Genomic DNA, 13,230 nt, shown 5'->3' on the forward strand with positions numbered 1-13,230 from the left:
CGGCAGACATCATTCGTCGCCGGGAGGCATTGTTCGTTTACGCCTTATCGGTCTGTGTGTAGATCACGATAGCATCTCGCAGGAAGCGGGCAGTTCCCGGCTGCTCCTGATCATAGTAAGCAGTGAACCGCTCATCATCCACGTACATTTGGGCCAGCCCCGCATGGGCTTCCTTGCTGTAATCGTTCCAGAAATAAGTCAGCCATTGCTTATGCAACTCGGCCGCCTTCTGAGCCAGTTCGCTCCCGGGATCGCCTTCGACAAAAGCCTGCGCCAATGTGCGCTGAAGCTCCTCCGACAATCGGGTCACCTCGTCATGCTGCTCCTGCGTCATGTTCTTTACCAGCTCGTTCGAACGATTTATTGTCTCATCCCCATATTTCGCACGAACTTCAGCCCCGTATTGCTGTTCGTTATCCGCAATCAGCTTCTGCTTGAAACCTTCAAATTTCTCTTGATCGGTCATCGTCATTCTCCCTTCAGCGGAGGCGATCGTCTTCTCGACATTCGCGATCAGCGCCTCCAGTTGTTGTCGGCGGTCAAGGAGCTGCGAATGGTGCTGTTTAAGCGCATGAACCCGGTCATAGGATGGCGAAGACATGATTTCCTTGATGTGCTCGAGCTGCAGGCCAAGCTCCCGGTAGAACAAAATTTGCTGAAGCTGATCCACCTGCTGCTGGCTGTATATCCGATAGCCTGACGAGTTGACTCTGGCCGGCTTCAGAAGGCCAATCTCGTCATAATATCGCAGCGTGCGAGTACTGATCCCTGCCAGACGTCCAAGCTTCTGCACCGTATATTCCATTCCTTTCACCTCCTGACAAACTCACTGTACACCTTGACGCAACGTTAAGGTCAACAGCTTTCAAACAAATCATTCGAATTCTACAAAAAAACTGCCCGATCGGGCAGTTCATCTACGCTCTTCACGCACAAGGCAATCATGCTCGGCGAGCAGCGAGCGAGTGATGCCTCCCTTCTTGCACCGAACAGCATGACAAGGCTGAGCGGCCTGTCTCAATCGCCCCGCATCTCGTGAATCGCCCGGTCAGCCAGATTGTTAAGCACGATGTCATCCATCGGCGGGTTATGCAGCCCGGCCCGAACATCTCTGTACATTCGCTCCAGCGGAAGCTTACGGGACAGACTGAGGCCGCCCACGATCCGCATCGCCTGATCTACGATGCGGATTGCCGCATTGGTGGCCATATATTTCGCCAGGCCAAGCTCCGGCTTGAGGGCCGCGCGCTGCCCGACCTCCCGATCCCATCGGTCAGCCACCTGGTACAGATAACTTCGAGCCGTAATCCAATCGACCTCCATCTGGGCAATTTGCCGTTTGACGTTCGGTAATTCCGCAATTGGGACCGTTGTGGAATTCGGCTGGTGACGGCAGGCAAAATCAATAGCAAAGCTTCGGGCAGCATAGGCGATGCCGAGATAACAAGCCGGTATGTGAAGCAGCGCCGCTTCGGTAGGAACAGGCGCGCTCTTCTCAGCAGCATCCGCCCCCCGAATCACCTCGTCATCCGGTACAAATACGTGATCAAGAATGACGTCATGGCTCCCCGTTGCCCGCATCCCGAGTGTGTTCCACGTCTCCTCTATGCGAACCCCGGGTCCGCGGCGGATGAGAAACAGCCCGGGTCTGTCGCAGCCCTCAATCGCTGCTGTGACCGTGAATATTTTCAAAATAGGGCTTAATGTGCTGAAGGTTTTACGGCCTTGAATGATCCAGCCCCCTTCCGCCCGGGTCGCGGTCGTCTGCGGTCTCCCTCCCCGGCTGGGGCTCCCGGTTGCCGGCTCACTCGCCAGCTCATTCATGACGACACCTTGCTCAACGATGTCTCTGCACAGCTGCTCAAACAACGGCTTCGGCCAGGCATCGGACAGACGAAGCTGAAGCAGCATTCCGATATGCCAGCCGACCGCCAGCGCCGTGGAACCATCTCCCCTCGCCAGCCGCTCCTGAGCCAACACCATCTCATATACGGAGGCTTCATCCCCTCCATAAGCCTTGGGTACGGTCAGCTTCAAATAACCGGCTGCGCTCAAGTCATCGAAGTTCTCAAACGGAAACGAGCCCTCTGCATCATGCAAGGGGGCTCTGTCTGCAAACACGGAAGCCAGCTTGTCGGCCATTGCTGCAATGCTTGCTTCGCGTTCATTCCGGATAAACGGATCTATGATTCCAGACTGATCCAAGTCCGACTCCCCCTTCTTCATCAATCACCTGTATTCCGATCATGTTTTAACCGATTGTAGCAGCGATCATTCGGCGTGTCAATGAAGGGGAAGGCCCTGGGGCGTTCCCGGGCAACGTTCGCCGGCTGCCTCCTCATGGCGCTTCTCCGCGATCAAGGTTACGACTGCAGCATCAGATGCCCGCCATACCGGGGGGACACCTGGCTAAGCATTGCTTCATCCAGCTTTCCGGATGCCATAAGCTCTTGGGCGGACTTTTCCAGATAGACCGTATTCCACACGATAACGGCATTCACGATAAAACTGTTCGCCAGCGCGAACAGGGTATATTCCTCGGCGCTTCTGCCATTATAATTCCATTCCTCCTGCGGTATCAGCTGCTTGTTCAGCGCATTCATCTCCTGCCAGCGGAGCGAATCCCGCTCGATCCCTGCATGCAGCTCATTGGACCGAAGGAACTCGATGAAGAACAATGATTTCTCAATGCGGCCAATATCGCGCAACGCCTCATCCGCATCCTGCTGTGAACGAAGCTTTTCATATAATAGACTGGGCGGAACGCCGCCCGCTCTGACGGCATCCCTCGCCTGCCGGAGCGCCGTACTCGCTTCACGGATTACACGCGTGTTGATAAGCCCGGTTCTCATAAAAGGCAGCATCTTCTTCTTGTCAATTTGATATAACCGGGTGCTCTGGAAACGGTCCAGTCGAGGGATGAGCGGAATGCCAAGCAGATGGGAAAATCCAAACAGCCGATCCACATATCCGGAATAATGGCAGTAATGCCGCGCATAAGAGGAATCCTGACCCGTCGTTCCTTCAAGCAGGAACCCTGGCTGCGCATAATGGGTTATGCGGGTGGAGACAATCATCGATTGTTCGTTCATACAACGGTACAAATAGTATCGATCCGTCGTGTCAGCCCCCTGAAAGGCGCCTTCCGAAGACCGGGTGACCGGTACGCGAAGCAGATCGGAGGAGGTTCCGTAGGCTTCCGCCCAGATAGCTGCAAGCGGCAAACGCTTCTGAAACGCTATCATTTCCCGCTGCGCCTGCGCGATCGCCTCTTCGTTCACCCGCCATTGAAGCGTATTCATATATTGGCGGTACGTTCCGGAGGGTAGCTGGGCGATAGGCTTCACGCCGGTCATCGTACCGAGTCCGACCAGAAGGGACAATATCCGGTCCTTCTCCTCTTGCTCCGGCTCCCGCCGGGTCGTTACATGCACGAATTGATCCGTAAACCCAATCCAGCTATCCACTTCCTTGAGCAAATCCAACAAACAAATAGCCGGAAGACGGCTGTGAAGATAGGGATTCAAACGCCCGGACTGACCCGGGTGCCGGGAACGCAGCGGCATGGACCGGATCACGTAACCATGCGGGATACCGGTGCTGTGGGAGACCAGCGGCAGGCTTTCCGTCAACAGCCGTTGACGGTCTTGCAAATATGTATTCATTCGGTTGCCTTCGGGACAATCCGTTGAACCCCTTCCGGAATCGGGAAGCAGGTATGCCGTGTAAGGCTTGTGCAGCACGCTGCCATCCACCCATACATGGCCGGAACGAAGCTGGTTGCGAAGCTCCACCAGCACCGCCAGTTCATAGATGTATCCGTATACCCCGCCGCGATCATTCAGCAGCAGCCTCCGTCTTTTTCTCGGTACAAAATTGAGCATCGCTTCGGTAGGATCAAGGTGACGCTGCCCGTTCTCATGCATCTGGCGCAGCATCCGCACTGCTTCCAGCAGCGGCGCGGCGGAGTCGCTCCCTTGAAAATCCAGCAGCTCTAGCAGCACCGGCGCGTACTTGCGCAAACGGAAGAAGCGCTTCTTGAAGAGTGCACGGAACGCTGGAGTCAGGGCGGCATCCTCAGCCGGCGTCCTCTCTTTCTCCTTCTTGCGGTGCTGTCTCATGTCGGCGATAAATCGGGTAATCAAGCCGTCATGGATACGAATGGCCTCATCGATATAAGCCGATCGCAGCATCTGAAGATGAAGGGCAAGCAGCCCATACTTTTTCTCGGGGCGAAGTTTTTTGTATAGATGGGAGTCATACGAGCTGGCCATGCGGGTCACTTTCTGCAAACGTTTCGCAGGGATGCTCTCTGTATCTACACGGAGACCGAACTCGCTGAGGCAACGTATACGTTCTGCCACCTTCAGAAATCCTTCTGGCGAGCAGACTCCCGCCCCATCCCTCAACCAGCTAAGCGATTTGCGCATCTTTCCTTCCATAATGCCGTCAAGCAAGCTCTTCTGCTCTTCTGTAACAGCGGCACCCAGCATGGCATACATATGATGCTCTGCCCGGTGCATCGCCTCCCATATCATGCCCTCGATCGTAGAGATCGCCGGGAATATGAGCTTGTGCTCGCGAAGCCAGCCAACCGCTGCCGTCATCAGCACAACCGGATTGTCATCTTCCCATGCACGGTGATACAGCATGTCTGCAAGCGTGCGTTGATGCTGCTTCGCGAATCTCGCATAGCCATACGTTCTGCGGATCTCCTCCAGATGCTCCCTTCGGGTCGGCTCTCGTTTAGCATAATCGGAAAATACATCGGGCGATACGTGAATTTGCGAGGCTATATAGGCAAGGGTGGACTGCGGAATCGTTTCGTAGTGTAGAAGCGGCCAGCCTGGATAGGTGACCAGGGCCAGCTGCACAGCGAACCCTAAGCGATTATGATCTCGCCTATGATGTAGAATATGGTCCAGCTGTTCCTGAGTGAACGTGTAGTATTGCACAGCCTTCGGATCGTTTGCTTCGGGTATGCTTTTAAATCGTCTTCGCTGCTCCTGGGTTAACACTTCCTTAGCGTTCATGTATCCCACTCTCCTGTCCGCAGGCGGGCCTCTCCCCTGATGCAGCTGACAACAAATCAACAAGGCCGCTAAACCATAATTTTAAGATGGTAAAAATGTAAAAATTCCCCTCGTGATATTGTAAAACCAGTTGCTAAACCTGTCAAATGACTACAGGATATTACAGCGGCGCCGATGCTGGCACAATATACAAATCAACAGGTGACCATCCGTGTCCATCGGCCAGCCTAGACGCAAAAAAGAGCCGGTACCGGCTCTTTATAAGTTGCTTTCGATGATCTCGCGCCCCTGTTGTTGGATCATGCCGGAGTTAGCTCCGCAGTATGCGTGCTGCATTCAGCACGGCCAGCAGTGTGACGCCCACATCCGAGAAGACCGCCTCCCACATCGTGGCGATATCGAATGCGCCCAGCACAAGGAATATGGCTTTCACTCCTAGTGCAAACACGATATTCTGCCATACGATGCGTCTTGTCCGCTTGGCCACCTGAATGGCTGCCGGGATCTTGGACGGCTCATCGGTCATGATGACAATATCCGCAGCTTCAATGGCCGCATCCGATCCGAGTCCGCCCATCGCCATGCCGACATCGGCCCGCGCCAGCACCGGCGTATCGTTGATGCCGTCACCGACGAAGATGATTTTCTCCTTCGGTGATTTCTGCTGATCCAGCTTCTCGATCTCCTCGACTTTATGCTGCGGCAGCAGCTCGGCGTGCACCTGATCGATTCCGAGCTGGCGTCCAACCGCTTCGCCCACGGTCTTTGAGTCTCCCGTCAACATGACGGTCTGCTTGATCCCGAGCTCCTTGAGCGCACGGATCGTCTCCGCAGCATCCTCTTTCACTTCATCTGCGATCACGATATATCCGGCATACGCCCGGTTGATGCTAATGTGAACGATCGTTCCCGGATCTGTCGGCTGTTCAAACGGAATACGTTCACGGTTCATCAGCTTCGCATTGCCTGCCAGCACTTCGGTTCCTTTCACGTTCACCTGAATGCCGTGCCCGGATATTTCGTTATAATCCGATAGCAACGCTTCGTCGATCTCCTTGCCGTAGGCCGCCCGGATCGACTCGGCAATCGGATGGGTGGAATGCAGCTCTGCATAAGCCGCAGCTTCAAGCAGCTCCTCCTCCGAAACCGCACCTGCCGGCTGAATTCGGGTAACCGTAAATGCGCCTTTCGTCAGCGTTCCGGTCTTGTCAAAGACAACATATTTCACGTCGTTCAGCGCTTCAAGATAATTGCTGCCCTTCACCAGCACACCCCGCTTGGATGCAGCACCGATGCCGCCGAAAAATCCGAGCGGAATCGAGACAACCAACGCACAAGGACAGGAAATGACGAGAAATACAAGTGCGCGGTAACCCCAGTCCGCGAACGTCGCACCACTGATGAAGAGTGGGGGAACGAGTGCTAACAGTGCCGCAGCAATGACGACAACCGGCGTATAATAGCGGGCGAATTTCGTAATGAAATTTTCGGTTGGCGCTTTTTTGCTGCTTGCATTCTGTACCAGATCCAAAATTTTCGATACGGTGGACTCGCCAAATTCCTTGGCAACCTCGACGGTAAGTACACCATTCTTGTTAATAAAACCGCTCAGCACATCCTGCCCCGGCCCCACTTCCCTTGGCACCGATTCGCCAGTAAGCGCCGAAGTGTCCATGGCAGAGTAGCCATCTATAACTTTGCCATCCAGGGGCACCTTCTCACCCGGCTTGATCAGAATAAGATCGCCAACTGCCACTTCCTCGGGCGTTACCCGTCTCGTCTCATGGCCCACCTTAAGGTTCGCATAATCGGGCCGGATATCCATCAGCGAGCTAATGGACTTACGAGAACGATTAACGGCGATGCTCTGGAACATTTCCCCGACCTGGTAGAACAGCATGACTGCTACCCCTTCGGGATATTCGCCAATGATGAACGCCCCGAGCGTGGCGATGGTCATCAGAAAATGCTCGTCAAACACCTTGCCGCGAATGATATTCCGAGCTGCCCGCAGCACAATGTCTCCACCTATGATCAGGTATGCAATGAGAAAGAGTGCCAGTTCAATATATGCATAATCATAGTATATCGACGTTAGAATGGCGGCAGCGCCGATGCCGATCCCGAGCAGCAGCCGGGTCAGCAACCGTTTCGTACTGCCGGCGCCATGGTCATGCCCATGAGCATGGTCGTGGTCATGATGGGACTCGTGCTGATTATGAGTTTCCCCGTGGTTATCCTGCTGATGAGCCACCTTCGATCTGGAGCTTCCTTTTTCCAGGACGCGAATGTGCGGCTCCAGTTGCTTCACCTTCTGCTTGGCCTTTGTTACAATGTCCGTATCTCGATCCGGGTCGGTTTCCATCGTCAGCGTTTTGGTTACAAAATTAACGGAGCATGAAGCAACACCTTCAATTTTACTAACGCCGTTCTCAATTTTCATGGCACAGTTCGCACAATCGAGCCCTTCCAGGATAAGCTCTTTCTTCACTTTCTGCCGTGCTTGCATATCCAGCTCTCCTTCCCCATAACCATCGCATCAACATATGAGCAATTGTTCATATATTATCTACATCCATTATATGCACGTACCAAGATTGTTGTCAATCATGAAATATAAGTATTCCATCGCGCGCATGGACATTGAAATCAACTGGATGCCAAAAAAATAAAAACACCTACAGCGCGAGCTGCGGTGCTTTCATATTATTCACCATGCATCGTATGTTGAAGCGTCTGGGTAAAAATTTGCTCGATATGGGCATCATCCAACGAATAATAGACGGTTTTGCCGACTTTGCGCCGCTTTACAATCCTCATATTGCGAAGATACCGCAGTTGATGGGAGATCGCGGATTGCCCCATGCCCAGCAGCTCTGACAGATCGTGAACGCACAGCTCGCGCTGCAGAAGCGCATGAATCAGCTTTACCCGGGTAGGATCGCTAAATGCCTTGAACCAGTCGGCCACCTGCACAGCCGCATGTTCATCAATCAGCGCCGCCTTCACCGGCTTCAGATCCGTTTCTGTGCCCGCGCATGATGTATCACAATCTTCAGTCAACGGTCCTTTCTGCTCCATTCCGTAATCACCATCCTATTTTTACGCAATTACTATTTATTGTATAGCAATCGCACCAAAAACGAAAGGATTACGATTAAGGAGAGGGCCATGAAAATTCTTTCTCTAGTCATCACTCATGATTAGTTTCGTGTGAAGATATCCTTTGGACGTTTTAATGAGTAGAAGTAGTTTGTTGGAGGTATCTGTTATTTCGTGTATCCCATCTCCGGGTTTGAATAAAAATTCAGCATCCTGATTTTCAACACCAACATCTCCATCTTCTTTAACCATCGAATCAATGCCTTTGATTTCTCCGATTTGTTTTCCGATTCTATTCTTAAATACCTCTTCGTCCACTACCTCTGAACTTATTCCATAAAGCCTGCCATTAAAGTATAAAAATTCACTGTATTCCGACGACGGATTTGCTGTGGCAAAGTTCAATTTTTCAATATACTTATCGTTCTCATGGTTACATGCCATCAGAAGAAAAATTGCACAAATGCCGCAAAGCAGCATGAGGGATCGACATCGCGTATACATGGTTCATTCTCCCCCTATAATATTCGTTTTTTTCAAGCTTCTCTTCTTCAGGGCCAAATCCATCTTGTTGGCTGATTTACTACAAACAAAAAAGGGCAGAATAATCTGCCCTCATATGGTTAACGCTTGTAAGTGCCAAAACGTTTCCTATTTAATTCTAAACCTTACTTCCTTACCACTGTATATCCTTTATCCTCAAGCAGCTTAATGATGCCATAGTCGCCAAGGTAGTGAGCAGCGCCGACAACGATGAAATATTCTTCGTTGTTGCCGTTTTTCAGGTAGCCGTCGATTTTCTCGGCCATCTCAATGTTTCTGTCCACCAGCATCGCCTGATGATATTCAGGCTCCTCTTCCATGCTGCCAGTCAGCTCCAGCAGCTGCTCCTCATTGCCTGTCTTCCACATTTCGGCCATCTGATGAATCTCCTGATCCAGAAGCTCGAAGTGTTCCAGAATGGTATTCAGGTTCTTCTCCTGCAGCTCAAGCGAGAACCCGCTGAGCATTCCCAACTGGGATTCGTAGGACTCCAGCTCCAGAATTGGAATGTTTCGCTCGATCGCCTTTTGAGAGAAATACAGGTCGATGCCTGCCGTCGCATCATATCCGGACACCGTCATTTGCAGGTTGCTGATCATGACCTCCGCTACCCAAGGCTTGAATATATCCAGTGCATTGGGCTCCAGACCGAATTTCTCCAACGCTTCGCCAAGCTTGGCATAGGTGTCAGCCGAGATATGATCCTTCAAAGTCGTACCGTCCGTGTACATGCCCTTCTCCAGCATCAATCTCTGCTGCTGCTCATCCTCAGCTTTGGTCAGATCAATTTCCACGCCCAGATAATCCGCTTCGGCAAACGCCTCTTCAAATTCTGCACGCAGCGGGTAGAAGCTGTCATCAGCCACATGCATCGAGCCTACGAGATATACCGTATTCCCGTCATGCTCCACTTGCCAGAGGAAACCGCGCGCGCCTGTCTCCGCCGCTTCCTTGGAGAACAGAACTACCGTACGGGATGAAGCGTCCCAGCGAACCTCATAGCCTGCTGCGTCCCCAACAACCCGGATTGGCGCATAGGTCACGCCATTGATAACTTTCAGACTGCTTTTCAGCGTGATGGTCTGCCCGTTGACAACAGCCTGAATGATGCCGTCTTTCGCGCTTGTCAGCTGCCCATCCAGCGCCTGCAGCGTGCTTCTCAGCGGAACATAGGTTGTGCCTTTCTCAATGAGCGGAGCGCCTCCAGCATATTCAACCTGCTGATCATTGACCTTGATGTCCGGCTGGGCTGGACCAGCCATCACTGGCGTAGCCGTAGCCAGCAGCCCTGCGGAAATCATTACAGATAGCAGTGCCCGTGTCCATTTTTTCATGTTCATATCTCCTTTGGTATATAGAATAATGATGAATTGCTGCGTCTAAGAAAAAGCTAACCGGGATGTCTGTCTTGTTGTCTGTTGTCTTGCCGTCATTTACATCTTGTATGCCTTCATCGCCTTCATCAGTTCCTTGAAGGATGGACGCTTGCCGTACAGCAGAACGCCAGTCCGGTAAATCTTGGCCGAGAGCCAGCCAAAGGCTAGAATTGATACGATCAAAATGACCAACGATGCCGCTACTTCCCACATCGGTACATCGCCAAGTCCTACCCGCACCAGTATCGTTGTCGGCGAGGTAAATGGAATGAAGGAGGACACCTTAAGCAAGGTGGAGTTCGGTGTCGACAAGCTGAAGATCGCAATATAGAACGCAACCAGCGAGACCATCGTCAGCGGCATGATTGCTTGCCCGAGATCCTCCGTACGGCTAATAATTGAGCCGACGGCTGCATACAGTACCGCATACAGGAAGTAACCCAGGATGTAGAACACGAGCCCCAGAATCAAGAGCGCTGGATCGATCGCCGAGATATCCAGATTCAGGTCCTTCAGCACCTCAATATTATGCGGCAGCATCAGGTTAATCGCCACGACCACACCGAAGGACAAGATTTGAAACAATCCGAGCAGCAGCATGCCGATGACCTTGCCGAACATCTGGCTGAGCGGCGATACGCTGGTAATGAGAATCTCCATAATCCGGGAGCTCTTCTCCGTCGTTACCTCGGAAGCAATCATATTCCCTGTACTCATCAGCGTGAAGAAGAACAGAATCACCAGTGCGTATACCAGCACATAATCCATCGCTTCAGCGGAAGAGCCCGGGATTGCACCTTCTCCCTCGGCATCGCCAGCATTGCCTGCATCGAGACTCCGCGATTCGATCTGTACCGGGGTATTAATCTCGGTAATTTGCGCCTCCGTCAAGTTTAACCCTTGCGCGATGCTGCGCGTTTTAATAATCTGGAGCGCGGCCTGAAGATTGGATTGAAGCTCCAGCTCCATTCTGTCTTCGCCTGCTGTGTAGACAACCGCCGGGAACAGTCCGCCCTCCTGCTCCTCGAACTTCAGATACCCCTCAATAAGGCCATTGTCCATATCCTGGCTCAGAAGCTGCTGATCCTCTGTCTCATAAGGGATAAGCTCATAATTGGTAGTCAGCTGGCCCCAGGAAGACTCCAGCTCGGTCGCGAGCTCCTGCTGTTGACCATATACGAGTCCGATCCGCTCAGCTGACTTGCTTCCCGAATCCCCGTCTCCTGTGAACAGTTGGATCAGGTATGGAAGATTGATGCCGACGGAGAGAAGTATGGCAAATATCAGGGTGGTGACAAGAAAGGACTTCGTCTTGACCTTGTTCATGAATGTAAATCGGATTACGGTCCATGTATTATTCATTGGATTCACCTACCGCTTTAATAAAGATTTGGTTCAATGTCGGTTCCTTCACTTCAAACTTATGAATGACGCTTTGGGACATCGCTGTATTCAGAATGCTCTGGGCCGCTTCCAGCTCGCTGATGCGGATCAAATATCCTCCCTCGGTGCGCGTCACTTCCGTGACGCCTGACAGCTTGTCAAGGCCCTGCACTTCCCCTTCCGTGCCGAGCACAACCTCCTCACGCGGATAACGGGACTTGATCTCCTTCAGGTTCCCTTTCACCACGGTGTTGGAACGATGCAGAATCGTAATGTTCCGGCACAGCTCTTCCACATGCTCCATCCGGTGAGTCGAGAATAGAATGCTGGCTCCGTTATCCCGCAGCTCCTTCACCGTGGACTTCAGCAGCTCGACATTGACCGGATCAAGACCGCTGAAGGCTTCGTCCAGAATCAGAATTTGCGGGTTGTGAATGACCGCGGCAATAAAGCCCATCTTCTGCTGATTCCCTTTGGACAGCTCCTCGATTTTCTTGTCATAGTAATCCGGTACTTCGAACTTCTCGAGCCAATATTTGAGACTCTTGTCCGCTTCCTTGGCCGACATTCCCCGCAGCTGACCCAGATACGTGATCTGCTCGCTTACCTTCACCTTCGGGTACAGTCCGCGTTCTTCCGGGAGATATCCCATCAGACGGCGAAGCTCCTTGTTGTACGGCTTGCCATTGTACAGAATCTTTCCTTCGTCAGGGTAGATCAGGCCGAGAACCATGCGCATCGTTGTGGTCTTACCCGCACCATTGGCCCCCAGCAAGCCGTAGATCTCCCCTTCCTCCACTTCAAGCGAAATCCGGTTGACCGCGGTTTTGTCAGCATAAATCTTCACTACATCTTCCAATTGCAATCGCAGCATACGTCAATCTCCTCTCTTATTTCCTCATACCGGCAGGACTATAGCCATCAATCCACAATCCGAGCACTTCATCCAGTTCGAGCGACCGGGTCTGAATAAATCCGATCCCGGCGGAATGCAGAATTCGTTCCACTTCCAAGCATTCGGTCGTTATGAACGAGATCGTGCCTGCAGACTCCTGTCTGCTGCTTACGATGCCTGGCAAATCTTGCAGGATTGCTGCATCCTGAGCGACCCAGCATTCCTTCCAGTTATCCAGCAAGGAATCCTTCTCGACCATACCCAGCTGTTTTCCGTGATGCATCAGCACCACATAATCCGCCAAGCGCCGAATCTCATCCACAATATGGGTGGACAGCAGGATGCTCGTATCCGCTGTTCGCATGCATTTGTGGAGCTGCTCGATCATCAATTTCCAGGCAAAGGGATCAAGCCCCGACGACGGTTCATCAAGTATGAGCAGCTTCGGCCTCGGGGCCATTGCAGCAGCAATTTCAAACTTGCGCCGCTCGCCCTTCGACATTTTGGTCAGCCGGACTCCCCTCGGAACATCGAAGCGTGACAGCAGCTCATCGAATAAATACCCGTCCCAATTGTCATACCAGATCGATCGAAAGGCCGCTGCCTCATCTACCGTCAAATTCTTCTCTTCCAGGCTCAACTGTTCAGGAACAAAGCCGATCTGCTGTCTGACCGACACCGGCAGTCCATCCGGATAGGCTTGACCGAACCAGCTGATTTCTCCCTCGTCAGGAAACACCGTTTGCATAATCATATTAAGCAGCGTGCTCTTACCCGATCCGTTAGGCCCAACCAAAGCCACGATGTATCCTGATGGAATCGACATATCGATAGGACCGATGGTTTTGGTTCGCCGTCGCTTATGAATATTACGGAATGAAATCACATCCGGTTCCAT

General features: G+C 52.4%; 10 protein-coding genes. All 10 read right to left on the minus strand.

The window, feature by feature from the left end:
* Window positions 1-37: 37 nt before the first annotated feature.
* The 10 genes from MKX64_RS06930 to MKX64_RS06975 all read right to left on the minus strand — a co-directional run bounded on the left by MKX64_RS06930 (window position 38) and on the right by MKX64_RS06975 (window position 13,230).
* On the minus strand, window positions 38-805 hold the full coding sequence (locus MKX64_RS06930; RefSeq protein WP_155617627.1) for a MerR family transcriptional regulator: 768 nt from the start codon (window positions 803-805) through the stop codon (window positions 38-40).
* A gap of 212 nt (window positions 806-1,017) precedes the next feature.
* Window positions 1,018-2,142 (minus strand): acyl-CoA dehydrogenase family protein, encoded by a 1,125-nt coding sequence (locus MKX64_RS06935; protein WP_413773594.1) that lies wholly within the window; start codon window positions 2,140-2,142, stop codon window positions 1,018-1,020.
* Between the two features lie 221 nt (window positions 2,143-2,363).
* A complete protein-coding gene (locus MKX64_RS06940) occupies window positions 2,364-5,033 on the minus strand; it encodes a Tn3 family transposase (protein ID WP_155617626.1) in 2,670 nt (889 codons plus the stop codon).
* A 310-nt stretch (window positions 5,034-5,343) separates the two neighbouring features.
* A complete protein-coding gene (locus MKX64_RS06945) occupies window positions 5,344-7,542 on the minus strand; it encodes a heavy metal translocating P-type ATPase (RefSeq protein ID WP_341035587.1) in 2,199 nt (732 codons plus the stop codon).
* A 197-nt stretch (window positions 7,543-7,739) separates the two neighbouring features.
* Window positions 7,740-8,114, minus strand: a complete 375-nt coding sequence (locus tag MKX64_RS06950; protein ID WP_095265962.1) for an ArsR/SmtB family transcription factor — start codon at window positions 8,112-8,114, stop codon at window positions 7,740-7,742.
* A gap of 105 nt (window positions 8,115-8,219) precedes the next feature.
* Window positions 8,220-8,639 (minus strand): hypothetical protein, encoded by a 420-nt coding sequence (locus MKX64_RS06955; protein ID WP_095265961.1) that lies wholly within the window; start codon window positions 8,637-8,639, stop codon window positions 8,220-8,222.
* A 164-nt stretch (window positions 8,640-8,803) separates the two neighbouring features.
* The gene (locus MKX64_RS06960) at window positions 8,804-10,012 is read right to left on the minus strand and encodes a TraB/GumN family protein (protein WP_155617624.1); all 1,209 of its coding nucleotides are present in this window, start codon (window positions 10,010-10,012) and stop codon (window positions 8,804-8,806) included.
* 99 nt (window positions 10,013-10,111) lie between these two features.
* The gene (locus tag MKX64_RS06965) at window positions 10,112-11,416 is read right to left on the minus strand and encodes an ABC transporter permease (protein ID WP_155617623.1); all 1,305 of its coding nucleotides are present in this window, start codon (window positions 11,414-11,416) and stop codon (window positions 10,112-10,114) included.
* Window positions 11,409-12,311: an ABC transporter ATP-binding protein gene (locus MKX64_RS06970; RefSeq protein ID WP_095265958.1), complete on the minus strand. Its 903-nt coding sequence runs from the start codon at window positions 12,309-12,311 to the stop codon at window positions 11,409-11,411. Before MKX64_RS06970 ends, MKX64_RS06965 begins: the two co-directional genes overlap by 8 nt.
* A gap of 16 nt (window positions 12,312-12,327) precedes the next feature.
* Window positions 12,328-13,230 (minus strand): ABC transporter ATP-binding protein, encoded by a 903-nt coding sequence (locus MKX64_RS06975; RefSeq protein ID WP_095265957.1) that lies wholly within the window; start codon window positions 13,228-13,230, stop codon window positions 12,328-12,330.

Origin of the sequence: Paenibacillus sp. FSL M8-0334 (assembly GCF_038000405.1) — a bacterium.
Taxonomy (GTDB): domain Bacteria; phylum Bacillota; class Bacilli; order Paenibacillales; family Paenibacillaceae; genus Paenibacillus_AQ; species Paenibacillus_AQ campinasensis.